The sequence below is a fragment of the Propioniciclava tarda genome (assembly GCF_900182665.1).
Lineage (GTDB): Bacteria > Actinomycetota > Actinomycetes > Propionibacteriales > Propionibacteriaceae > Propioniciclava > Propioniciclava tarda.
This window is the reverse complement of record NZ_FXTL01000001.1, coordinates 157,890-180,356: the sequence shown is the minus strand read 5'-3', so window position 1 is coordinate 180,356 and position 22,467 is coordinate 157,890. Positions and strand designations below refer to the sequence as shown.

At 68.0% G+C, this 22,467-nt stretch carries 20 protein-coding genes and 1 pseudogene; 13 read left to right on the top strand and 8 right to left on the bottom strand.

Going from position 1 to position 22,467, the window contains the following annotated elements:
* Positions 1–167 precede the first annotated feature (167 nt).
* From FN821_RS00840 to FN821_RS00810, 6 genes are all read left to right on the top strand, one after another.
* Entirely contained in the window at positions 168–668 is a 501-nt protein-coding gene (locus FN821_RS00840; RefSeq protein WP_131170660.1) for an RNA polymerase sigma factor, read from the top strand.
* A complete protein-coding gene (locus tag FN821_RS00835; protein WP_131170659.1) occupies positions 665–1,663 on the top strand; it encodes a hypothetical protein in 999 nt (332 codons plus the stop codon). The genes FN821_RS00840 and FN821_RS00835 overlap by 4 nt, the downstream gene beginning before the upstream one ends.
* Before the next feature lie 117 nt (positions 1,664–1,780).
* Positions 1,781–2,539 (top strand): YiiX/YebB-like N1pC/P60 family cysteine hydrolase, encoded by a 759-nt coding sequence (locus tag FN821_RS00830; RefSeq protein ID WP_165489176.1) that lies wholly within the window; start codon positions 1,781–1,783, stop codon positions 2,537–2,539.
* The gene (locus FN821_RS00825; RefSeq protein ID WP_131170657.1) at positions 2,529–3,632 is read left to right on the top strand and encodes a hypothetical protein; all 1,104 of its coding nucleotides are present in this window, start codon (positions 2,529–2,531) and stop codon (positions 3,630–3,632) included. Before FN821_RS00830 ends, FN821_RS00825 begins: the two co-directional genes overlap by 11 nt.
* A gap of 215 nt (positions 3,633–3,847) precedes the next feature.
* Positions 3,848–5,473, top strand: a complete 1,626-nt coding sequence (locus tag FN821_RS00815; protein ID WP_131170656.1) for an FAD-dependent oxidoreductase — start codon at positions 3,848–3,850, stop codon at positions 5,471–5,473.
* Positions 5,474–5,612: 139 nt separating this feature from the next.
* Positions 5,613–5,876, top strand: a complete 264-nt coding sequence (locus FN821_RS00810; protein WP_131170655.1) for a metal-sensitive transcriptional regulator — start codon at positions 5,613–5,615, stop codon at positions 5,874–5,876.
* A gap of 37 nt (positions 5,877–5,913) precedes the next feature.
* Here the strand turns inward: FN821_RS00810 and FN821_RS00805 are convergent, their stop codons facing one another.
* From FN821_RS00805 to FN821_RS00795, 3 genes are all read right to left on the bottom strand, one after another.
* On the bottom strand, positions 5,914–6,150 hold the full coding sequence (locus tag FN821_RS00805; protein ID WP_131170654.1) for a hypothetical protein: 237 nt from the start codon (positions 6,148–6,150) through the stop codon (positions 5,914–5,916).
* Positions 6,151–6,407: 257 nt separating this feature from the next.
* Positions 6,408–8,153 carry an oleate hydratase gene (locus FN821_RS00800; protein WP_131170653.1) on the bottom strand — a complete coding sequence of 582 codons (1,746 nt, stop codon included), beginning with the start codon at positions 8,151–8,153 and terminating at the stop codon, positions 6,408–6,410.
* A gap of 130 nt (positions 8,154–8,283) precedes the next feature.
* Entirely contained in the window at positions 8,284–8,919 is a 636-nt protein-coding gene (locus FN821_RS00795) for a TetR/AcrR family transcriptional regulator (RefSeq protein ID WP_131170652.1), read from the bottom strand.
* 118 nt (positions 8,920–9,037) lie between these two features.
* Here FN821_RS00795 and FN821_RS00790 point away from each other — a divergent pair, with 118 nt between their 5' ends.
* The 6 genes and pseudogenes from FN821_RS00790 (at position 9,038) to rplI (ending at position 14,096) form a co-directional block, all read left to right on the top strand.
* On the top strand, positions 9,038–10,036 hold the full coding sequence (locus FN821_RS00790) for a P-loop NTPase family protein (RefSeq protein WP_131170651.1): 999 nt from the start codon (positions 9,038–9,040) through the stop codon (positions 10,034–10,036).
* Positions 10,036–12,159, top strand: a complete 2,124-nt coding sequence (locus FN821_RS00785; protein WP_131170650.1) for a YhgE/Pip family protein — start codon at positions 10,036–10,038, stop codon at positions 12,157–12,159. The genes FN821_RS00790 and FN821_RS00785 overlap by 1 nt, the downstream gene beginning before the upstream one ends.
* A 154-nt stretch (positions 12,160–12,313) precedes the next feature.
* Positions 12,314–12,595, top strand: a pseudogene (rpsF, locus tag FN821_RS00780) (30S ribosomal protein S6); the annotation flags it as partial.
* A gap of 171 nt (positions 12,596–12,766) precedes the next feature.
* Positions 12,767–13,297, top strand: coding sequence for a single-stranded DNA-binding protein (locus tag FN821_RS00775; RefSeq protein WP_131170648.1), 531 nt, complete (start codon positions 12,767–12,769; stop codon positions 13,295–13,297).
* 98 nt (positions 13,298–13,395) lie between these two features.
* Positions 13,396–13,632: a 30S ribosomal protein S18 gene (rpsR, locus tag FN821_RS00770; RefSeq protein ID WP_131170647.1), complete on the top strand. Its 237-nt coding sequence runs from the start codon at positions 13,396–13,398 to the stop codon at positions 13,630–13,632.
* A 17-nt stretch (positions 13,633–13,649) separates the two neighbouring features.
* Complete coding sequence (gene rplI, locus FN821_RS00765; RefSeq protein ID WP_131170646.1) at positions 13,650–14,096, top strand: 50S ribosomal protein L9; 447 nt, start codon at positions 13,650–13,652, stop codon at positions 14,094–14,096.
* A 261-nt stretch (positions 14,097–14,357) separates the two neighbouring features.
* On the opposite strand, the gene FN821_RS00760 is transcribed toward rplI, so the two are convergent.
* The 4 genes from FN821_RS00760 to FN821_RS00745 are packed head-to-tail and all read right to left on the bottom strand — an operon-like array spanning position 14,358 to position 19,176.
* A complete protein-coding gene (locus FN821_RS00760; protein ID WP_131170645.1) occupies positions 14,358–15,314 on the bottom strand; it encodes an ABC transporter permease in 957 nt (318 codons plus the stop codon).
* Positions 15,311–16,417, bottom strand: a complete 1,107-nt coding sequence (locus FN821_RS00755; RefSeq protein WP_131170644.1) for an ABC transporter permease — start codon at positions 16,415–16,417, stop codon at positions 15,311–15,313. Before FN821_RS00755 ends, FN821_RS00760 begins: the two co-directional genes overlap by 4 nt.
* On the bottom strand, positions 16,414–18,039 hold the full coding sequence (locus FN821_RS00750; RefSeq protein ID WP_206661929.1) for an ABC transporter ATP-binding protein: 1,626 nt from the start codon (positions 18,037–18,039) through the stop codon (positions 16,414–16,416). Before FN821_RS00750 ends, FN821_RS00755 begins: the two co-directional genes overlap by 4 nt.
* Complete coding sequence (locus FN821_RS00745; protein ID WP_131170643.1) at positions 18,040–19,176, bottom strand: BMP family ABC transporter substrate-binding protein; 1,137 nt, start codon at positions 19,174–19,176, stop codon at positions 18,040–18,042.
* Between the two features lie 545 nt (positions 19,177–19,721).
* On the opposite strand from FN821_RS00745, the gene FN821_RS00740 reads away from it, so the two are divergent.
* Entirely contained in the window at positions 19,722–20,711 is a 990-nt protein-coding gene (locus tag FN821_RS00740; protein WP_131170642.1) for a DUF4349 domain-containing protein, read from the top strand.
* 76 nt (positions 20,712–20,787) lie between these two features.
* Here FN821_RS00740 and FN821_RS00735 read toward each other — a convergent pair whose 3' ends face one another.
* Positions 20,788–22,407 carry a catalase gene (locus FN821_RS00735; protein ID WP_131170641.1) on the bottom strand — a complete coding sequence of 540 codons (1,620 nt, stop codon included), beginning with the start codon at positions 22,405–22,407 and terminating at the stop codon, positions 20,788–20,790.
* Between the last annotated feature and the right edge of the window lie 60 nt (positions 22,408–22,467).

The following is a 22,467-nucleotide window of genomic DNA, read 5'->3' as shown; positions in this document are numbered from 1 at the left end:
AGAGTGACTAAATCCGGGTTGCGTCACGCAGACCCGCGAACGCGCCTCTGAGACCCTCGCCAGAAGGCCTGTCAGCCCTGCAGACTGGCGACACGACGTCACCCCCGCAACGAACGGCGTCCAAGCGGCGTAGTCAGGGTGTGACCTGCACAGAGGTGGTCCGCGGCATGACCGAGGAAGGCTACGAGTCGTTCGACGACTACGTCCGCCGGCGCTCGGTCGCGCTGCAACGGTTCGCCTACCTCGTCACGCACCACCGCGAGGACGCGCTCGACTGCGTCCAGGACGCCCTCGTCGGTCTCCTCCCCAAGTGGGACGCGGTCGTCCGGTCCGGGCACGTGGACGCCTACGTGAACCGCTCGATCGTGAACGCGTCGGTCAGCCGCTGGCGCAAGACCGGACGCGTCACGCCGGTCGCGGATCCGGTCGCCGACTGGGGACGCGAGCGCACCCCCGACCCGACCCACGAGGTCGACGATGCCGACCAGGCCTGGCGCCTGTGTCGGGACCTGCCGCCGTTGCAGCGCGCGGCGGTCGTGCTGCGCTTCTATCACGACCTCCCGTTCGCCGAGATCGCGCTCGCGCTCGGCACGACCGAGGCGACCGCCCGCTCGCACGTGTTTCGAGCGCTGGCTGCGCTGCGCAAGTCCCTGGGAGGTGAGCGATGAGCGACCCCTTCCGTCCGGACGCCGTCGGCCCCGATCCCCAGGGGTCCGGTGGGGACGCCGCGGGCGAGCTGGCTGACTTCGGCCTGGAGGCGGACGCCTTCCGAACCGCCCTCGCCGGGCACGCCACGGACGTCGGCTTCCGCGAACTCGACCCGTCGGCGCTGCGGATGCTGGCCGAGGTGCGCGCCAAGCAGCGCGGCACGGCTGCGGCTGACGATCTGTCGTTGCTGACCGTCGCGCCCGTTAGCAACGCCTTCGTGGAGGGCATCTCGGACGCGCCTCTTGGGTCCATCGCGGCGCCGGCCGTGGTCGCGCCGGTCGAGCCGTCCGACGTGCTCGCGGGAGAGGGCCGCGCCGCGGTCACTCCGCTGCGGGGCCGGCGGCGTCCGGTGTTGGCCTGGCTCGCGGCGGCGGCAGCGGTCCTCGTCGCGGTGCCGCTGGGGGCCGTGGTGATCCTTCCGATGTTCAGGGCCGGCTCCGCGATGCCGGTGTCGTCGATGGCCGCCGCGGGGGGTGGTGAGCCGGCGTCCGCTCGGCAGAGCGCGGCCGGGGCTGCTGCTGGTGCGACGCCGGCGGCGAACGAGACGGACAGCACCGACCAGAACCAGAGCTCGCCCGCGTCGACGACGGCGGCGGCATCCGCCACGCGGACCGTGAAGCTCGGCGGAGTCTCGGTCGATGTGCCTGCCACCTGGACGACCGGGACGGCCCTCGGGTCCGACTGGTGCGCCTACTCGACCTGGCCCAAGGAACCGTTCGTCGGAGCCGAGTCCATGGCCCGACCGACTGCCAGCGTGAAGTGCTCGGGCAGCATTCCAGGCGACCGTCAGGTCGAGCACCTGGAATGGGCGCCGGCGACGGGTCTCAAGGCCGGCTCGGTCACGCGCAACGGCTGGGTCTACACCACCCGGATCGTCGCCAAGGTTGCGTTGACGTACGTGCACCGTCCCGGGGTGGACGCCGGACGCATCCTCGACACCGCCAAGCACCACTGAATGCTGGCTCCCATGCGCTGAGGCAGGGGTCACCCACCCCCCGGGTAAATCTTCCCGTTATCGACGCCACTTGGGCGGAATAGCATGAGGCATCCCCCCTATGAACAGGAGCACATCATGAAGGAGCATTTCGGGCGAGCCCATCTCGCAGGTCTGATCGCGGCGCCACTCATTATCGGCGCCACCGTCTTGATGGGAGCGATTCCGGTCCAAGCCGAAACCATCACGGCGGTTGCGGGCCCGAAACCGATCGAATCATCGGCTGAGGGTCAAAGAGAGCTGGCAAGCCTCATCAAGAAGGCCAAGGGGTCTTCCATAGCACCCGACAAAGATGCGACTAAGGCGACTTCCAGCAAGGGATCGACAGTTCAGTCGACCGTGCTATCGGGCTCATTCCCCACTCGACGGGGCACCTTCTTGGTAGAAATGCCGACGACCAACAACGCCACCTATTGGTATCAGCCCTACACTGGACACGCGGCTATGGTGTACTCGCAGTACTCCATCGTCGAATCACTTCGTGAAGGTGTTCGTTGGACACAAGCGCGGCTGTGGGCAGCACGCACATGGGATGTGTTTGGCGGAACGGTCATTGGAACCAGCGTCGCGCAAGATTCGGCAGCTGGAGACTATGCCGCACGCCAAGCGGGCGCATTCGCGAACTACAGCAGCGCTGGGATCGGGAAGCCATACAATTCCAACTTCTATGACGTTGATACCAGATCGAAGTTCTACTGCTCTCAGTTGGTTTGGGCCGCCTTCAAGGACACAGCCTCAATCAATCTCGACACGAGCGCATTCTTGTGGGCAATCCATCCCTACGAACTGATAGGCGGCGCCAACCCGAAGATTCGGACCATCTACCATGCCTACTAAGGGTTACCAGCAGGCGCACTGCGCCAAACTCGGTGTGCATGCGGCCCTCCTGATTTTGCTGATGGGCACCCTAAGCGCCTGCACAGCTCCAACCTCAACCGATGCAGTGTCCGCCTGCCAAAACGAGGCTTTCGCGACGTTTTGGACCCTTCCTTCGTCAGTCTCGGGAGGCACACGCATCATCACGGGTGCGAACGAGTCGAGCATTCCGGGGGGCGACGTTTGGCTAGGTTATGACGGCGAGCGCGACCTGACATCCTCCACGACGTGGATCCTCGCGGCGGGCATGAATGCTTCGGGGTCAACGTTAGTGGCGATGGACCGACGGACATGCAGGATCCGCACGAGCACCACACAGCCCCGCTGGTTTCAGGCACTCACAAGTGACGGTGACCGGGTGGTGGCGACGACAACACAGGGCAGCAAAGCGTCCATCGTTCGGATGAGTGCCGGAGGTGTCGTTGATGGTGAGGAACCGCTGGGAGAAGCGCTGACCAGTCAGATCATCGTGGCGGGCGATTCCTATATCGTGCTGGCAGCAACCCTCGACGAGGCTCCGCGACCGAAGGTCTATATGGTCTCCCGCAGCAACCTCAAGCTGGAGCGGGTTATCGATCTAGGGCGCACAAACCTGATGGTGTTTAGTGGGGTTGTTGATGGATCTACGCTTTATTACCCCGTGACTGCGGACGAAAACGGGGAGAAGGACTTATTGGGGCTCGTGGACTTGCGCACGGGCGAACAATCGGAGATCGACTTGGGCAGCCGGTCACCCTTCCTCCTGCGGCGGGTCGGTGAGTATCTCTTCGTCGGGCACACGTCCATGACACCCGCCTTCGCCCCTCTGGACAGTTATCGACATATCTCCCGTGTCAACGTGAAGACCCGTGAAGTGGTTGGTCTGGATCTCGATCACGGGATCGTTCAGCTTGAACAGCTGAATCATTCCCTAGCTGTGGTCCTGATGGACTCCTCCGGCCGGCCCGCGGAATTGCGCGAATACGATCCTGAGAGCCTCGCCCTGAAACGCCACATCCTGCTACCGGCTGCGAAGCCAGGGGAGATGTTCGGAGGGATCCTTCCATTGCGGTGAGACCGACGTGAAGTGAGGGGCGTCATGTGCCCAGCAGCCTCGACACGCACGCGCTTGGCAAAGGAGTTGGGTGATGCGGGTGCTCTGGATCGATCCCGGCCTCATCCGCTGCGGTGTTGGCGTGGTCGAGGGCGACCCCGGTCGGACGCTGACGCTGCTGCTCGCCGACGTCATGGATTCATACCCCCCGGGGTATCTTAGATATGCTGTGGACCATGAAGACAGTGATCGTGGGAGGCGTCGCGGGCGGCATGTCGGCAGCGACGAGGTTGCGTCGGCTGGACGAGTCCGCCGAGATCGTGGTGTTCGAGCGCTCGGGTTACGTGTCGTTCGCGAACTGCGGGCTGCCGTACTACATCGGCGGCGTCATCGAGGAGCGGGACGCCCTGCTGCTGCAGACACCCGCGTCCCTCGGCGCTCGCTTCGGCCTGGACGTCCGCGTCGGGCATGAGGTGCTCTCGATCGACCGGGCGGCCAAGACGGTGCGCGTGCGCGAGCTGGCGTCCGGCACCGAATCCGACGAGGCCTACGACAACCTCATCCTGTCGCCGGGGGCGTCCCCCTTCGTCCCGGACCTGCCCGGCATCAGCCGCGCCCTCACCCTGCGCAACATCGAGGACACCGACGCCATGTCCGACGCCCTGGCCGCGGCTGAGGCGTCCGGAGGCCCCACGTCGGCCGTCGTGCTGGGCGCCGGCTTCATCGGACTCGAGGTCGCCGAGAACCTCGTCCACCGCGGCTGGGACGTCACCGTCGTCGAGCTCGCCGACCAGGTGCTCGCGCCGCTCGACCCCGAGATGTCGGCGCTGGTCCAGGCGCGCCTGGAGGCCAACGGCGTCCGGGTGCTGCTCGGGCAGTCTGCGACCGCGCTCGGGGCGTCCGATCTGACCCTGACCTCCGGCGAGACGCTGCCCGCGACGATCGTCGTCGCGGCCATCGGCGTCCGGCCCGAATCGCAGCTCGCCAAGGACGCCGGACTCGCCGTCTCCGACCGCGGCGGCATCATCGTGGACGCCTCGCAGCGCACGTCGGATCCGTCGGTCTTCGCCGTCGGGGACGCCGTCGTGAAGGTGGACGCCGTCGACGACGCCCCCACCGCCAACTGGCTCGCCAACCCTGCCAACCGCCAGGGTCGCCTCGTCGCCGACGTCATCGCCGGACGCGCCCAAGCCTTCCCGCCCGTGCTCAACACGGCGATCGTCGGGGTGTTCGGCCTGCAGGCCGCCGCGACGGGCTGGAGTGAGAAGCGGGCCCGTGCGGCGGGGCGGGCCATCCGGGTTATTCACACCCATCCGGCCGACCACGCCGGCTACTACCCGGGCGCGAAGGGCATGTCGCTGAAGCTGGTGGTGGACGCCGCCACCGACGCCATCCTGGGCGCGCAGGGCGTCGGCGAATCCGGCGTTGACAAGCGCATCGACGTGATCGCGACCGCGATGCGGGGCGACCTGACGGCGTCCGATCTGGTCGATCTCGAACTCAGCTATGCGCCGCAGTTCGGCTCTGCCAAGGACCCGGTGAACATGCTCGGCATGATCGCCGAGAACCTCCGCGACGGGCTCACCGAGACGATCCAGTGGCACGAGCTCGAGGCGGAGGTGGCCCGCGGCGTCCAGCTGATCGATGTCCGGACGCCGGGCGAGTTCGCGCGCGGGGCGATCCCCGGCGCGATCAACATCCCCGTCGACGACCTGCGCGGACGCCTCGACGAGGTGGACGCCGACAGCATCGTCCATTGCCAGGTGGGACTGCGCGGCTACATCGCGGCGCGGCTGCTGGCCGGACACGGCAAGCGCGCCCGCAACCTGGACGGCGGCTATCGCACCTGGGCACGGGCCTGAGCGGGCGCTAGAACGATGGAGGTGGATTTGCCACCGATGTCGGGAGCGAATCCACCTCGATCTTGGTCGGGTGAGATACCCCCTGGGCTATGCAGGTCGGGGCGAGCTTTGAGACGATGCGGCAGGCGAAAGGACGACAATGGAGAACACGGATCCCGCCGAGGTCAAGGCGGTCTTGAACCGGCTGCGGCGCGCGCAGGGGCAGTTGGCAGCCGTGATCTCCATGATCGAGGACGGCCGCGACTGCCGCGACATCGTCACCCAGCTGTCGGCCGTGTCGAAGGCGATCGACCGTGCGGCGTTCAAGGTCGTCGCGGTGAACCTCAAGGCGTGCGTCACGGGCGAGAACGGCGACGGACCCGACGAAGGTGAGCTCGAGAAGCTCTTCATGAGCCTGGTCTGAGCGTCAGGCCCGTCCGGACGCCCCCGGGGCGCCTCGCTCAGCAGGCCGGAATCGACGTAGGGACGGACGCCAGCGGGAAGACGGCGCCGCTGAAACCTGTGGGTTGCGAGGTCCAAGCGCAGACTGTGCTGTCCAGCGCGACCACCCCGTCGAGACGAACCTTCACGGGCAGAACGACCTCGTTCCCCGACGCGACATCGCGGAGCCGCCATTGACGGTCGATGACGCCGATGGCGAGTTCACCGAAGGACGAGGCCAACACCACCCGTTCCATGAGTTTCCGTACGTCCCCGGACTCCGGGTCGTACGTCCAGGCGATGGGGGTGGAGCTATTCCTCCCTGTGTAGAAGGTGATTCGCTGTCCATCGAGGACGCCTCCGATGCGTTGCCGCACATCGCGTACAGCTGCCCGACCAGGACGCCGAAGCGGTCCGCGTAGTAGCGGTCGAAGGCTTCGGCGTCCATGGGCTCCCCTGGGTGTGGGCTCGTCACCCGTACAGACGCGTCACGAGCCCCGAAGGCAACAGCCGATCACACTGCCTCGTAGCGGCGCAGCAGATCCCCGACGACCGTCTTGTCGAGCTTCTTCTGCAGCAGCTTCGGGATCGGCAGCTTCGCCCCGTCGCGCGATCGGACGGTCGCCTTGATGAGCGTCCGGACGTCGTAGGCCGACCCGAACACCTCCGGGACGCCGCGCTCGACGTCGAGGAGGCGGTAGACCGCCTCCATCGCGGTGCGCACCGAGTACTCGGTCGTGAAGATGCAGTCGCGGGACGTCTCGGCGAACTGGCCGAGGAACGCGAAGTTCACGACCCCCGCCGGCACCACGTCCGGGCGGTCGCCGGCGCGACGCGGCTCAAAGAACGACGTTACGAACGGCATCATGCACGGCAGGCACACGACCGAGGACGCCGCCAGTTCGTCGATCTGCTCGACCGGGACCCCGAGGTGGAACAGCCACTCGCGGGCGATTTCCTCGCCAGTGCAGTCCCGCATCGGCTTGCGAACGTAGTCACCGGGGGCGTCCATGAACAGCCCGTAGATCCAGACGACCGCCGAGGTCGCTGGCTGGGACGCAAAGTGCGGCTGCCGGTTGATCGTCCAGCTCATCAGCCACGACGAGTCCTGGACGGTGACGATGCCGCCGGTGACGACGCGCCCGGAGAGGGGATCGCGCTGGCAGACCTTCTCGATGTAGGGCAGCACCCGGTCGTCCAGGGTCGTGAGGGACGCCGACTCCCAGGTGGTCTCCTCGACGTGCCCGCAGAACTTCTCGGGGCGTCCGAAGTTCGGGTCCTGCTTCGCGATCTTGCGCCAGAGATCCCAGCTGCCGCCCTCGCGGATCACGGGGTCGAAGGCGGGTGCGGTGTGGTGGTCGCCCCAGGTCGAGTTCTCGACGAGGGAGCCGTTGGTGACGAAGACCAAGTCATCGTCGCCGAGGTCGAGGCCGCCGGGCGTCCCGTTCTGGACCCAGTCCAGGCGGCGGGCCACCTTGCGTCCGCCGGCGATCTCGAACCGGACGTCCGTCACGGCCGTGTTGTAGACGAACCGGACGCCCGCGCGGTCCAGGTAGGCCACCAGCGGCAGCGTCAGCGACTCGTACTGGTTGTACTTGGTGAACTTCAGCGCCGAGAAGTCGGGCAGGCCGCCGATGTGGTGGACGAAGCGCTGCAAGTAGAGCTTCATCTCCAGTGCGCTGTGCCACTCCTCGAAGGCGAACATGGTGCGCCAGTACATCCAGAAGGTGGAGTCGAGGAAGTCGCGTCCGAGGACGTCCGTGATCCGCTTGTCGTAGAGGTCCTCGTCGCGGGACAGGAACAACTTGACCAGGTCCTTCTGGGCCTTCTTGGTGAGCCGGAACTTGCCGTCGGCGTGGCCGTCCTGCCCCTGGTGCTCGGTGGACCGCATCAGCGAATAGTTGGGGTCGTCCTTGTTCAGCCAGTAGAACTCGTCGAGCACGCTGGCGTCCGCGGTCTCGAGCGAGGGGACCGAGCGGTAGAGGTCCCACAGGCACTCGAAGTGGTCCTCCATCTCGCGTCCGCCGCGGACCTTGAAGCCCTTCGCCGGATCGTTGATGCCGTCGAGCGCGCCGCCGGCCAGGTCGGACGCCTCGAGGATCGTGATCTTGTCGCCGGGAACCTGTCCGTCGCGGACGAGGAACGCCGCCGCGGCCAGCCCGGCCAGGCCGGCCCCGACGATCGTGGCGGTCACCTGGTCGGCGCGTGCTGGCTTCCGCGGACGCGCGAACGCCTCGTAGTTGCCGCTGCTGTAGTACATCTGACTTCCCCTCTCGGGTAGATTCGCGCGGCCGGGCGGTCGCGTAGCTCGTGGGTGGGCTGGGTGCGGCTGGTCTTGCCGCGCAGATCGGGCGCTTGCCGGGCCGATCAGTCAAGATCTGCTGGACCCGTCAGGGCAGGACGGCGTGCAAGAAGGTGCACAAGACGGTCTCGATGCTCGCGCGGTCGAGGGTTCCCGGGGCTGCGGCGTGCTCGAGGGCGAGCGCGTTGACGAGGTTGAGCAGCACGACGACGGCGAGCCGCAGCCGCTCGTGGGGCAGCTTCGCGAGGTAGGGGTGCGTCTCGAACAGGGCGACGAGATCGTCCACGCGCGCGCGGGACAGTTCGGCGTACACCTGGCCCACACCCGGGTCGCGCAGCGCGACCGCCCGGAACTCGTCGAGCAGCAGTTGCCAGCGCAGCGGTCCGTCGAGGGTCACCGTGCTGACCGCCAGCGCCAGTGGGCCGATCAAGGCGGCGCGGTCGCCGGCGGCCTCCAGGGTAGGGCGGACGGCGTCCAGCAAGCTGGTGCTCGTGGCGAGCAGCGTCTCGCGGCAGGCGGCACCGAACAGCTCGGGCTTGCCGCCGAAGTTCGAGTAGACCGCCCCCTTCGTGTACCCAGCGGACGCCGCGACCGCGTCGAGCGACGTTCCCCCGTAGCCGTTGACCTCGAACGAGGCGATCGCCGAGCGCATGATGTCGGCCCGGACGTCCGCCCTCTTCGGACGCCCTTGCGCGGAGGTTCTGCGCTCGATCAAATCAGGCATGGGGACACCTCTTTGCTACGACGGGGTCCTGTGGTGGGCCCCGCAACTCAATACCATCGGTATTCAATACTGATAGTATCCACATCTGACGCGAACGCAACCCAAGCCAGGAGAACCGATGAGCAAGACCCCGCATCGCCCCGCGGACGACGAGCCCGGAGTGCACGAGGTCCCTCCGACAAGCTCAGGGAGCGGGATCGCGGCCTCAGGGAGCGGCCTGGCGGCGTTGGCCGAACCTGTCGATGCCATGGCGCTGCCCTCGGACAGCCCGGGTGCGCTGGTTATCGAAGCCAAGGCGATGCCCTCGGACAGCCCGGGAAGTGACGGCGTCCCAGACCCGCGCCACGAGGCGTCCGAACCGGCGATCGTGTCGGACGCGGCGCCTCGACACTCGGCGCGCGACCGGACGCCCGAGGGGCTCTCGCTGGTCGCGCGGGGCCTGGAGGTGCGCACCCCACAAGGACGCGTGTTCGGCCCGGTCGACTGGCAGGTCCCGGCGGGCGCCCATGGCGCGGTGCTGGGCGTCCAGGGCAGCGGACGCTCGGCGTTCCTGCTGGCCCTCGCCGGACGCCTGCGTGGCCTGACGGGCCACCTCATGGTTGGTGACCTCGACGGCGTCACGCACCCCCGCTTGTTGCGGCACCGCACCGCGGTCGCCCGGATCACCGACCTGGTCGAGCTGGAGCCGCACCTCACGGTCGCCGACTCGATCGACGAACATGCCTTGTCGGAGGGCATTCGGCAGCGGCAGGGGCGCGCCGTCTTCGCCGACCTCGAGGACGCCACCGGACGCCGTTTCGACCGCAGGCGGCGCGTCCACGACCTGACGGCGCTCGAACGGACGCTGTTCGTCGCCCTGCTGTCGTGTCAGCGGCCCGCCCACCACATCGTCCTCGACGACGTCGACGATGCGCTCACCCACGCCCAGCTGGACGAGGTGTACGGCACCCTGCAGATCCTGGGCGAACTCGGCCACTACTTCGTCGTCAGCGCGCTGGAATCCTCCGCCGTCCCGCCGGGGGCGGCGGTCGTGCACCTCGCACCCCCCGAAACCACCGAATCGCTGCAGCTGTCGTTCGGTCACCTGCACCCGCGCCTGGTCGCGAAGGGGTCGTGATGCTCTCCCGCTTCGAACTGCGCCGATTCAACGGCTTCCTGCCGGTCGCGGCGCTGCTGTTCGCGCTGCTGGTGCCGGTGATTTACGGCGCCGTCTACCTGTCGGCCAACTGGGACCCGTACGGCAACCTCAAGAACCTGCCGGTGGCGATCGTCAACGACGACCAGCCCGTCACGTACGCTGGCGAGACCATCGCCGCCGGCCGCGACATCACCACCCAGCTGGTCGACCAGCGCACGTTCGACTGGCGCACGACCACCAAGGCGGACGCCGACGACGGCCTGTCCACCGGCCGCTATTACCTCGTGATGGAAATTCCCTCGACCTTCTCCTCCGACCTGACGTCGGCGGCGTCCAGCGCGCCCCATCGCGCCCAGCTCACGCTGCGCCGCAACGACGCCAACGGGTTCGTGATCGGGTCGGTGACGGCGTCCGCCCAGTCGAAGGTCGAGAACGCCGTCGACAAGGCCGCGGTCGACGCCTACTTCAAGGCGGTCTTCGCCAACCTCGGCAAGATGCGCGAGGGCATCGCGCAGGCGGCGTCCGGCTCGCAGCAACTGACCGACGGGCTCACCAAGGCCAAGGACGGCTCGACGCAGCTGGCGTCCGGCCTGACCACCGCGGACGCCGGCGCCGGCAAGCTGGCCGACGGGGCGTCCCAGCTGAACGCCAACATGCCCGCGCTGGTGAGCGGGGCGTCCGAGCTGTCGGGCGGGCTGGGCAAGCTCGACAGCGGATCTTCGACGCTGGCGTCCGGGGCGAGTCAGGTCGCCGGCGGCACCCAGCAGCTCTACGACACCGTCGTGCCCGCGCTCAACCAGGTGATCGCCGTGCAGGGGCAGGTGGCATCCGACGTGGGGAAGGTGAACACGGCCGTCCAGACGCTGAACGGCACGGTCAACGGCGCGTCCGGACGCCTCTCCACCGACCTGGGCGCCGCCTCGTCCGCGCTCGACCAGGCCGCGGCGGCGAACCCGACGTTCGCGTCCTCGCAGGCGTACGCGGACGCCAAGGCGGCGCTGCAGCGCGCGTCCGGACGGGCGGCCACGATCGAGCAGACCTCCTCGACCATCGCCTCGGACGCCGCGACCGCCAACGCGAAGGTGCAGTCGTTCGTCGCGCAGAACACGGCGGTGGACGCCAAGTCGAAGCTCACTACCCTGAACGACGGCGCGCATCAGGTGGCGTCCGGTGCGGCCGCCCTGCACACCGGCATCGCGTCCGCGGACGCCGGGGCGGCCAAGCTGTCGTCCGGGGTCGGCCGGGTCTCGGACGCCGTCGCGCAACTGTCGTCCGGGGCCGGCTCGCTCAAGGGTGGGCTCGACAAGCTGAACGCTGGGGCGTCCTCGCTGGACTCGGGGCTCGGGCAGCTGCAGTCCGGCAGCAAGGAGCTAACCGACGGGCTCAACTCGGCGGTGCAGCAGATCCCGGCGCTGACGGACCAGGAGGCGACCGATGCCGCGCTCGTGCTGTCGTCGCCGGTCAACGTGACGATGGACGTCCAGAACCCGGCGACCTACTACGGACGCGGCCTCGCCCCACTGTTCTTCTCGATCGCGATGTGGGTGTTCGGCATCTCGGGCTTCCTCGTGATGCGTCCGATCTCGGGACGCCTCCTCGCCGGACGCCTCTACCCGTTGCGACTCGCGATTGCGGCCTGGGTGCCGGTCGGGTCGGTGGCCGTCGCGGGCGCGCTGTTGATGCTGGGGATCACCTGGGGCGCCCTCGGGCTCAACCCGGTGAACCCGGCCGCGACCGTGTTCCTGACCGTGTTGGCGGCGCTGGTGTTCTCGGGCATCGCCCACTGCCTGCGGATGGCGCTGGGCCTGCCCGGGTCGGCGGCGTTGCTGATCTGGCTGGTGCTGCAGCTGTCGTCCACGGGGGGCACCTATCCCGCCGCCGTCCTGCCGCCCTTCTTCGCCGCCCTGCATCCGTTCATGCCGATCAGCTACACGATCGACGCCTACCGGGTCGCGATCTCGGGCGGGCTCTGGCAGCACTACCTGGGCGATGTCGCGGTGCTGGTCGGCATCGGTGCCCTGGCGATGGCCCTGGACGTCTGGGCCGTCGGGAGGCGCCAACGGTTCCGGATGGCCGACCTGCATCCGCCACTCGAGACCTGACGTCGCCAGCCGACCGCGTGATTCGGCGCCTGCGGCGTCCGGACGGTAGAGTCGGACCTCGGTGTGTCCCCATCGGGGGGCACCCAGGCATTTACGCCCTCCTGCCACGGGAGAGACCCGTGGCCGCAAAGACCAGAGGAGGTGGAGTACGCGTATGCGCAAGTACGAGATCTGCGTCATCGTCCATCCGGACGTCGACGATCGTCAGGTCAATGGCCTGCTCGACAAGAACCTCGCCAGCTTCACGGCTGCCGGTGGAACCGTCGACAGCATCGAGGTGGCCGGGCGCCGCCGGCTCGCTTACGAGATCCAGAAGAAGCCGGAAGGCATCTACATCTTCTTGAAGCTCACGGCCGAGCCCGCAGCCGTCAAGGAACTCGATCGCCTCTTCACGCTCAACGAGCAGATCATGCGGACCAAGGTCTTCCGCGACGATTCGAAGAAGGCCCTCAAGGCCAAGCCGCGCAACCACGACGTCGTCGTGCCGCCGGAGAAGCCGAGCAAGCCGGCCCGTCAATACAAGGGCGACCGCTAAGTCTTGACGAACTGTCAGCCGCGGCTGACAGACTCGCAAGGGTTACACGTCCGATCTCAAACGGAGACCACCATGGCAGGCGAAACCACCATCACCCTGGTCGGCAACTTGACCGCCGATCCCGAGCTGCGCTTCACCCCTGCGGGGGCCGCGGTCGCGAACTTCACCGTCGCGTCCACGCCGCGCACGTTCGACCGTCAGACCAATGACTGGAAAGACGGCGAAGCGATGTTCATCTCGTGCTCCGTGTGGCGCCAGGCGGCCGAAAACGTCGCCGAGTCGCTCACCAAGGGCATGCGGGTCATCGTCCAGGGCCGACTGAAGAGCCGGTCGTACGAGACGCGGGAAGGCGAGCGCCGCACCGTGTTCGAGGTCGATGTCGATGAGGTCGGTCCCTCGTTGAGGTACGCGTCCGCGAAGGTCACCAAGACCGCCTCCGGCGGTGGCGGTGGCGGCTACTCGGGCGGGCAGCAGCAGTCCTCCGGCGGGTGGGGTGGCAACTCCGCGCCGCAAGGCGGCGGCTACGCCCCCCAGGGCCAGGACAATCGTTCGATGGGCAACGATCCCTGGGCTTCGGCTCAGAGCTCCGAGCCCCCGTTCTGATCGTCTCGGACGCCGTCGCGCGGCCTCGCTGACGGTCGCGTCCCTCACATCAACACACGTCATTCCGGCGCGAGCCGGGCTCTGAAGGGAGCACCACAATGGCCTCACAGCGCAAGCCTGTGAACAAGAAGAAGATCGCCCCGGCGAAGTCGATCCGTATCGGGTTCGTCGACTACAAGGACACCGCCATGCTGCGGAAGTTCATCTCCGAGCGTGGGAAGATCCGCGCCCGCCGCGTCACCGGCCTCTCCGTGCAGGAGCAGCGCATGGTCGCGACGGCCATCAAGAACGCGCGTGAGGTGGCCCTGCTGCCCTACGCGTCCGGCTCCCGCTGAGAAGGAAGGCACAACAGATGAAGCTCATTCTGACTGCGCCCGTCGCTCACCTCGGGGTGCCCGGCGAGGTCGTCGAGGTGCGTGACGGCTACGGCCGTAACTACCTGCTGCCCAAGGGCCACGCCATCGCGTGGACCCGGGGTGCCGAGAAGCAGATCGAAGGCATCAAGCGGGCGCGTGACGCCCGTGAGATCCGCGGTCTCGACCACGCCAAGCAGGTCCGCGAGCAGCTCGAGGCTCTCGAGGTCGTCCTGCCGGCGCGCGCCGGTGCGAACGGCAAGCTGTTCGGTGCCGTGACGTCGTCCGACCTGGTCGCCGCCATCCGCACCGCGAACGGCCCGGCCGTCGACAAGCGCTCGATCGTCGTCGAGAAGCCGATCCGGAACGTGGGCAACCACACCGTCGGCATCAAGCTCCACGACGCCGTGACCGCTCACATCAAGGTGAACGTCACCGCCGCCTGAGGCACAAGCTACGAAGGCCGGTCCCGGTGGGGGCCGGCCTTCGTGCGTTTGTTTGGTGCTATCAGGCCGAGCGAGTGCGTCCGCCGGGACGAATCCGACGCGCCTGACGCTGGGGGCGTCCAGAACCGGCGACTCACCCCAAGCCCGTCGGAAACGTCCCGGACGCCGCGGCGTCCGTTTGCCCATGCGCCGCAAGGTGCCCTCAAGGCGAGGGCCGCCCCGCCGAAGCGGGGCGGCCCTGTCATCGGGCGGGAGGGCGTGTCAGCGCGCCTCGCGCTCGAAGGCCGTGCCGAGGGCGTCCGGGGCGGAAAGCGTCTTGCTGGACCAGCCAGCAGACACCACCACGAGCACCACGACGGTCATGATGTAGGGCAACGAGTCCAGCAGTTCGGGAGGAACGGCGAACCCGCGGGCCTGCAGGATCAGCGACAGGCTCGACAGCGCACCGAACAGGTACGCGCCGACCATGACCCACAGCGGACGCCAGAATCCGAAGATCACCAGAGCCAGGGCGATCCAGCCGCGTCCCGCCGTCATGCCGTCGACCCAGGTCGGGACGATCGACAGCGAGAAGCAGATGCCGCCGATGCCCGCCATGGCGCCGCCGATCATCGTGTGGATGTAGCGGGTGCGCACCACGTTGAGGCCCATGGCGTCCGCGGTGGACGGCGACTCGCCGACCGAGCGGAGGTTGAGGCCCGTGCGGGTCTTGAACAGGTACCAGCTGCAGACCGCGACCGCGACCCACGACAGGTACGTGAGCAGCGTCTGGTCGAACAGCAGTGGCCCGACGATGGGCAGGTCCTTGAGCCCGCCGATGTTGAGCCGCTGGAACTGATGCGTCGCCGGATCCTTCAGCTGCCACACGTTGGCCAGGTAGGACGACAGTCCCGCGCCACCGGCCAGGATCGTCAGGGTCAGGCCTGAGACGGTCTGGTTCACCCGCAGGGTGATCGTGGCGAAGGCGTGCAGCAGCGCCGTCAGCGCGCCCGCGACCATGGCCGCCAGGAACGCGACCAGCAGGACGATCGGGCCGGGGGCGTCCAGTCGAGACGAGATGACCGAGCCGACCACGGCGCCCATGAGCATCATGCCCTCGACGCCCAGGTTGAGGACGCCGGACCGCTCGGCCAGCACCTCACCCAACGCGGCGTACAGCAGCGGCGTCCCGTAGAAGATGGCCGAGATGAGGACCGCCATCACGATGGAGTCGTTCATGCCGCCTTCACCTCCACCTTCGGACGCCGAGCGGCGACGCGAACCCGGTAGCGGGTCAAGAACTCGCCCGACACCGCGCAGAACAGCAGCAGGCCCTGCAGGGTGCCGACGAGGCCGGCCGGGAAATCCTCGCCCTGCAGCGAGCGTCCGGCGTTGGCCAAGCCGCCCAGCAGGATCGAGACCGGGATAACCGCGATCGGGTTCCAGCGGGCGAGGGCGGCCACGACGATGCCCGTGTAGCCGTACCCGGACTGGTTGAGGCCCTTCGGGTCCAGCATGTGCCGGATGTCGCCGATGTTGGACGCCCCGCCGAGCCCGGCCAGGCCGCCCGAGATCGTCATCACAGCGAGTCCGGTGCGCGGGACGTTGATGCCGGCGTAGCGGGCGGCCTCAGGCGAGTCGGAGACGACGCCGATCTCGAAGCCGAACCGGGTCTGCCGGTAGAGCAGCCACAGCGCCATCGCGGCGATGCAGCCCAGGATGAAGCCCAGCGGGACGCTGAAGCCGCCACCACCGAACGCCGGCCAGATCACGTCGTCGGAGATGACCTTGCCTTGCGGGAAGACCTTGCCGCTGCCCTCCAGCTCGCGGACGAACGACTCCGAGCCGAAGATCAGGAACGAGGCGAAGGACGCCGCGATGTAGTTGAACATCAGCGTCGTGATGACCTCGTTCGTGCCGAACTTGGTCTTGAAGAAGCCCGGAATCGCGGCCCAGATGGAGCCGGCCGCGATGCCCGAGAGGACCATCACCGGGATCGCGACCCAGCCACCCAGCGGACCCAACGCGAGGCCCGTCCAGGCCGCCGCGACAGCGCCCATGACGAACTGGCCCTCGCCGCCGATGTTGAACAGACCCATCCGGAAGGCTGCCGCGGCCGCGAGGCCGGTGAGCAGCAGCGGGGTGGCCGCGATGATCGTGTCCGTCCAGGCCACGACGTCGCCGAACGCGCGCTCACCAATGCGTCCATAGGTGGCCAGCGCGTCGTTGCCGCTGACCATGATCAGCAACGCGCCCAGGATCATGGCGGCGAAGATGCTGCCGATCGGGACGGCGAAGGCGAGCCACTTGGGCCGCGTCAACCGCGGTTCAAGGCGGATCATGCCGCACCGTCCTCTCCGGAATGACCGCCCATGAGCAGGCCGATCTTCTCGATGTTGAAATCGCCACGGTGGAACTCGCCGGCGATGCGTCCCTCGAACATCACGACGAGCCGGTGCGCGAGCGCCATGGCCTCGTCGAGATCCTCGGTGATCAGCAGGACGCCGGTGCCGTTCCGGGCGGCCTCCATCAGCAGCGACCGGACGGTCTCGATGGCGCCCACGTCCAGACCTCGCGTCGGCGTCGACGCGATCAGGATGTGCGGGTTGGCGCCGATCTCGCGGGCCAGCAGCACCTTCTGGACGTTGCCGCCCGACAGGACGCGCGTCGGCGTGTCGATGCCCGGGCACTTGATGCCGTAGCGCTTGACCTTCTCTTCCGCGTTGGCCTTGATGACCTTGTGCTTCAGGAAGGGGCCCGAGCTCATCGGCGCAAAGCGGTAGCCCTTGAGCGCCAGGTTGGACTTGATCGGCAGGGACGCCGACAGTCCGGTCTTCAGGCGATCCTCGGGAATGAACGCGAGTCCCAGGGCCGTCGACTCGCGCGGCCCCTTCTGCTTGCTCTCAACGCCGTTGACCTTGACGGTCCCGGACGTGCGCTTCAGCAGTCCGTAGATGGACGCCGCGAGCTCGCGCTGCCCGTTACCGGACACCCCGCAGATCGCGACGATCTCGCCGGCCTTCACCTGCAGGTCGACGCTCTTCGGCGAGCTTTGGGGACGGACGCCGACGGCCGAGAGTCCCAAGACGTCGAGCACGAGACGGCTCGGGTCGACCTCGGGGCGGTCCTCGACGTCGTCCTCGCTGAAGACGACGCTGCGTCCGACCATCTGGCGGGCCAGGTCGGCGGACGTGACGTCTTTGGTCACGACGGTGCCGACGGTGCGCCCATCGCGCAGGGTCGTGACCCGGTCGGAAACCTTCATGACCTCGTGCAGCTTGTGGCTGATGAAGATCACCGAGCGGCCGTCCTCCGTCATGCGCCGCATGGTGGCGAACAGCGCGTCCGCCTCCTGCGGGGTCAAGACCGCCGTCGGCTCGTCCAGGATCAGGATCTTCGCCCTCCGGTCCAACGCCTTCAGGATCTCCACGCGCTGCTGTTCGCCGACGCTGAGCTCCCAGACGTTGGCGTTGGGGTCGACCTCGAGGCCGTACTCCTTGCCCAGCGCGGTGATGCGCTCGGCGGCGTTCTTCGCGTCAAAGGACCCGCCCGAGCCGAGCAGGAAGTTCTCGGCCACGGTGAACTTGGTGACCAGGCGGAAGTGCTGGTGCACCATCGCGACACCGGCCGCGATGGCGTCCTTGGGTGAGGAGAACGACACCGGCTTGCCGAACAGGCTAACCGTGCCTTCGTCCTGGCGGTAGAGGCCCGTCAGGACGTTGCTGAGCGTTGACTTGCCGGCCCCGTTCTCTCCGAGCAGCGCGTGGACTTCACCAGGCGCCACATCCAGATCGACGCCGTCATTGGCGACCACACCCCCTGCGAATCGCTTCGTGATGCCCCGCATCGACACGGCCATCGGGCCGGTCTTGGTGTGGGCGGGAGTGGCGCCAGTGACGGCGTCTGCTGTGGAGGATCCGGGGGCCGGCATCGGGGCGTCCGCCCCGGCGCCGACCGGAGTCACTTAGCTCACACCCTCGACGAGCCAGCTCATCGCCTGGCGGTCGTCAGCGGAGACCGTCGCGCCGGACGCGACCTTCTCGGCACCCTTGTTGTCCTTGAGGGGGCCGGCGAAGATGTCGAGCGAGCCGTCGATGATCTTGGCCTTCTTCTCTTCGATGAGGGCCTTGGTGTCGGCGGTCACGATCTTGCCGAACGGGGCGAGGGCGTTGAACCCGTCCTTCAGGTTCCCGTAGTAGTCCTCCTTCTTCCAGGTGCCGTCGAGGGCGCTCTGGACCTGCTTGAGGTAGTACGGGCCCCAGTTGTAGATGGGGGCGGTGAGCCAGATGTCCGGGAAGTTGGCGCTCTGGTCGGAGTCGTAGCCCACCCACGGGAGGTTCTTCGCCTTGGCAGCCTCACCCGGAGCCGGGGAGTCGCCGCCGTTGCAGATCACGTCGCAGCCCTGCGTGATGAGGGAGTCGGCGGCCTGACGCTCCTTGGTGGGATCGAACCAGGACTTGATCTCGACGACCTTGACCTTGGCGGCCGGGTTGACCGCGCGGGCGCCGATGGCGAGGGCGTTGATGTGGCGGATGACCTCAGGGATCAGGAAGGGGGCCACGAAGCCGATGTTGCCGGACTTGGACGCCTTGGCGGCGGCGATGCCCGCGAGGTACTTGGCCTCTTCGGTGGCGCCGTAGTAGGTGCCGAAGTTCGGGATCGGATCGTGCCAAGCGCCGGTGCCGTGCAGGAACTTGACGTCGGCGTGCTTCTTAGCCGAGGCCTTCATCGCGTCGCCGAAGCCGAAGGAGGTGGCGAAGATGATCTTGTTGCCGTCCTTGACGAGGTCCTCGATGACCTGAGCGACCTGCGCACCCTCGGGGACGTTCTCCTTGTAGGTCGTGATGACCTTGGAGCCCATCTTCTCGGCGACGTACTTGCGTCCGGCGTCGTGGGAAGCGGTCCAGCCGCCGTCGTTGATCGGGCCGACGTAGACCCAGGCTGCCTTGATCGAGTCAGCGGCCGCAGCCGAGCTGGCGCCGGCGGCGGGAGCGGCAGCAGTGCTGGTGCTGGTGGTGGCGGCCTTGTTGGTGACGCAGCCGGTCGTGGCGAGGGCAGCCGCAGAGAGGCTACCGAGCAGGAAGGTCCTACGGTCCATCATTTCTCCATTGTTGATGCGGTTGAGGCACTCTGGGTCACCGATGACTCAGAGCCATGGACGGGATTGGTAGTCAGCGAGCTGACGGCTTCGACCTGCGTGGGCTTGGAAAAGGGCCATGACAAGTTGTTTGACCGCGAAGTCGGCTCTGACATGCATCCCACCTCCTCCTCCATCGGGGACGGATGATGCGACCGTACTCTAGGCAATGCCCGGTCGTGATCTGATTCTGCAGGTTGTAAGCGAATACAACTTGCTCGCGACTGGGGTATAGAGGAGCGTCCAACCGGCGCCGAGAGTCCACCTGAGTTCGCTTGGACCGCGCCCCCGGTTCGCACCCGCTACCTGCCCTCCTGTCGTCTGTTCCACCCAGCCGGACGCCGACGGCGCGACTCCGCGCCCGCGGCCTGGGGGCGTCCGACCTGGGGGTTGACCTCGTCCTCGACCTAGGCACCGGCCGCGCCGCGCTCCGGGGGCGCCCGGCCTGGGGGCGTCCGCGCTCGTGCTGGACCTTGCAACGAACGTGGCGTCAGGGCCGTTAAAGGCTCATGAGGACGACCCACGCTCACCCCATCGCCGCCGCGCTCGCCGGCTTGGCGCTCCTGGCCACGCTGTCCGGCTGTGCCGGTTCCACCGCTGCCCGATCGGACGCCGCCGCTGGCGGCCCGGCAGCTCCCGTCCCCGCCGCGGCCGGAGCCGCCGCGGCCGACGAGAAGGCCGCCTCCACGTCAGAGGGCACCGCCTATGCCGCGCCCGGGGCGTCCGAACGACAGCTCGCCCGCACCGCGAAACTGACGCTCGTCATCCCGGACCCGGCTAAGGCAGCGAAGGAGCTGCGGGGGGTCGCGGAGGGGCTCGGCGGCTACCTGCTCAACGAGAACGTGGTGACCGAGCAGAAGGACGGCTACTACGTCGAACCGTCGACGGTGACCGTGGCCGTTCCCGGCACCAAGCTGGACGACGCCCTGGACGCCCTGAGCAAGATCGGCGAAGTGCGCAATCGAAACGTCGGATCGGTCGACGTGACCACCGACATGGTCGACCTCGAGGCACGCATCGCGTCGTTGCGCGCCTCGATCGCGCGCGTCCAAGGGCTGATGGACAAGGCGGGCACGATCACCGAGATCGCCCAGGTCGAGAAGGAGCTGACGTCGCGACAGTCCGAGTTGGAGTCGATGCTGTCGAAGCAGAAGGCGCTCGCCGGACGCGTCGCGATGGCTCCCGTGACGGTGACGCTGCGTCCGCCCAGCGTCGTCATCCAAGACCCGAACCCGCTCTGGCAAGGGCTGACGGCTGGTTGGGCCGGTCTGCTGCAGTCGCTGCGGATGCTGCTCACCATCGCCGGCGCCCTGCTTCCGTTCGTCGTCCTCGGGGTGCTGATCTGGCTGCCCATCCGCGTCTGGCGGCGCCGGCGGCGTCCGAACGCCCCCGGACTGCTGGCGTCCGTCCTGGCGCCGGCGACGGTGGACGCCGAGGACGTCCCTGCCGCCAAGCCGCTGGACGCCCCGCGGGATCGTCCGACGACGGTGGACGGCTGACGGGCGGTCCGGCAAAGCGCCGGGCGGGGTGTCGATGCACGATGGACACCCCGCCCGCTGTTCGTCAGGCGCGGAACTACCGCTTCGGCGGACCCGGCTTCGGCGCCGGGGCGCCGACCGCCCCCGGATCGGCCGCGCTCTTGCTGGGCTCGGCAAAGCCGGCGGGAGCCGGGGCAGCGGCTGGCTTGGCGGCGATCTTGGCCCGCACCTTCGCGCCGGTCTCGGCGTCGATCTGCGTGACGTACCAGAGGGCTCGCTCCTGGACGTCGCCCTTCACCTGCGCGATCTGGCCGGCCAGCGTGTCGACGAAGCGGGCGCGCTGCTCGTCGGTCCAGACGTCGCGGACGAGCGTCCCGGCTTGGCCGAAGTCGTCGTCCTCGGCGTGCAGCTCGTACGCCGAGCGCACCATCTCGCCGTCCGAGGCGAAGGACGCCTCGACCTGCCCGGTCTCGTTGCTGAAGGGGCGTCCGAACGAGTTCGGGGCGTAGACGGGGGCGTCCGAGACCTCGAACTGCATCTGGCCGTCGTGGGCGTAGCGGTTGAAGCCGCCCTCGGGCTCGTTGACGGCGCGGTTGACCGGCAGCTGGTGGTGGTTGGTGCCGATGCGGGCGCGGTGGGCGTCCGCGTAGGCGAAGACGCGTCCGAGCAGCATCTTGTCCGGCGACCAGCCCACGCCCGGAACGATGTTGGACGGCGCGAAGGCCGCCTGCTCGATCTGGGCGAAGTGGTTCTTCGGGTTCTCGTTGAGGGTCAGGACGCCGACCTCGTGCAGCGGGTAGTCGGCGTGCGGCCAGATCTTGGTGAGATCGAAGGGGTTGAACCGGTACGTCTTGGCGTCCTCATAGGGCATGACCTGCACCTTGAGCGTCCAGCTGGGGAATTCGCCGGCCTTGATCGAGTCAAACAGGTCGCGGCGGTGCGCGTCGGCGTCCGCCCCGGACAGCTTCTCGGCCTCGTCGTTCGTGAGGCACTCGACGCCTTGGTGGGTGTGGAAGTGGTACTTGACCCAGAACCGCTCGCCGGCGGCGTTGATCCACATGTAGGTGTGCGAGCCGTAGCCGTTCATGTGCCGCCAGGTGCGCGGGAGGCCGCGGTCGCCCATCAGGTAGGTCACCTGGTGCGCGGACTCGGGCGTCAGCGTCCAGAAGTCCCACTGCATGGTGGCGTCCCGGAGGCCCGAGTCGGGCAGGCGCTTCTGCGAGGCGATGAAATGGTGGAACTTCATCGGGTCGCGCAGGAAGAACACTGGGGTGTTGTTGCCGACCAGGTCGTAGTTGCCCTCGGTCGTGTAGAAGCGCAGCGCGAACCCGCGCACGTCGCGCCAGGTGTCTGGCGAGCCCAGCTCACCGGCCACGGTCGAGAAGCGCAGCAGCGTGCGGGTGCTCGCGCCGGGCGCGAAGACCGCTGCGCGCGTCCACTTCGTCACGTCGTGGGTCACCTTGAACTCGCCAAACGCGCCCGAGCCCTTCGCATGCGGACGCCGCTCCGGCACGTTGGTCCTGTTGAAATGCGCCAGGGTCTCGATGAGGTGGACGTCGTTCAGCAGCAGCGGGCCGTTGGGGCCAACGCTGAGGGAGTTCAAGTCGCTGTCTGCCTTGGCGCCCCCGGCGGTGTAGGAGCCGGAGTAGTCGACCGGTGCGGGCGGCTGGGCGCTCTCGGGTCCGGAGGTGGGCTTGGGGCCATCGTGCTGGGTCATGGCTGCCTTTCGTTCGACGGTACGTCCTCAACGTAGGGGACAGGCGCAAACGGGGATATT

Bases quoted from the DNA above. Each gene is read 5' to 3' on its own strand.
- FN821_RS00790 (WP_131170651.1), top strand. From the start codon at position 9,038: ATGAGCAAGACCCCGCATCGCCCCGCGGACGACGAGCCCGGAGTGCAC.
- FN821_RS00735 (WP_131170641.1), bottom strand. From the start codon at position 22,407: ATGACCCAGCACGATGGCCCCAAGCCCACCTCCGGACCCGAGAGCGCC.
- FN821_RS00800 (WP_131170653.1), bottom strand. From the start codon at position 8,153: ATGTACTACAGCAGCGGCAACTACGAGGCGTTCGCGCGTCCGCGGAAG.
- FN821_RS00810 (WP_131170655.1), top strand. From the start codon at position 5,613: ATGGAGAACACGGATCCCGCCGAGGTCAAGGCGGTCTTGAACCGGCTG.
- FN821_RS00745 (WP_131170643.1), bottom strand. From the start codon at position 19,176: ATGATGGACCGTAGGACCTTCCTGCTCGGTAGCCTCTCTGCGGCTGCC.
- FN821_RS00755 (WP_131170644.1), bottom strand. From the start codon at position 16,417: ATGATCCGCCTTGAACCGCGGTTGACGCGGCCCAAGTGGCTCGCCTTC.
- FN821_RS00795 (WP_131170652.1), bottom strand. From the start codon at position 8,919: ATGCCTGATTTGATCGAGCGCAGAACCTCCGCGCAAGGGCGTCCGAAG.
- rpsR (WP_131170647.1), top strand. From the start codon at position 13,396: ATGGCCTCACAGCGCAAGCCTGTGAACAAGAAGAAGATCGCCCCGGCG.
- FN821_RS00760 (WP_131170645.1), bottom strand. From the start codon at position 15,314: ATGAACGACTCCATCGTGATGGCGGTCCTCATCTCGGCCATCTTCTAC.
- FN821_RS00835 (WP_131170659.1), top strand. From the start codon at position 665: ATGAGCGACCCCTTCCGTCCGGACGCCGTCGGCCCCGATCCCCAGGGG.
- FN821_RS00805 (WP_131170654.1), bottom strand. From the start codon at position 6,150: ATGGAACGGGTGGTGTTGGCCTCGTCCTTCGGTGAACTCGCCATCGGC.
- FN821_RS00785 (WP_131170650.1), top strand. From the start codon at position 10,036: ATGCTCTCCCGCTTCGAACTGCGCCGATTCAACGGCTTCCTGCCGGTC.
- FN821_RS00775 (WP_131170648.1), top strand. From the start codon at position 12,767: ATGGCAGGCGAAACCACCATCACCCTGGTCGGCAACTTGACCGCCGAT.
- FN821_RS00840 (WP_131170660.1), top strand. From the start codon at position 168: ATGACCGAGGAAGGCTACGAGTCGTTCGACGACTACGTCCGCCGGCGC.
- FN821_RS00815 (WP_131170656.1), top strand. From the start codon at position 3,848: ATGAAGACAGTGATCGTGGGAGGCGTCGCGGGCGGCATGTCGGCAGCG.
- FN821_RS00825 (WP_131170657.1), top strand. From the start codon at position 2,529: ATGCCTACTAAGGGTTACCAGCAGGCGCACTGCGCCAAACTCGGTGTG.
- FN821_RS00830 (WP_165489176.1), top strand. From the start codon at position 1,781: ATGAAGGAGCATTTCGGGCGAGCCCATCTCGCAGGTCTGATCGCGGCG.
- rplI (WP_131170646.1), top strand. From the start codon at position 13,650: ATGAAGCTCATTCTGACTGCGCCCGTCGCTCACCTCGGGGTGCCCGGC.
- FN821_RS00740 (WP_131170642.1), top strand. From the start codon at position 19,722: ATGAGGACGACCCACGCTCACCCCATCGCCGCCGCGCTCGCCGGCTTG.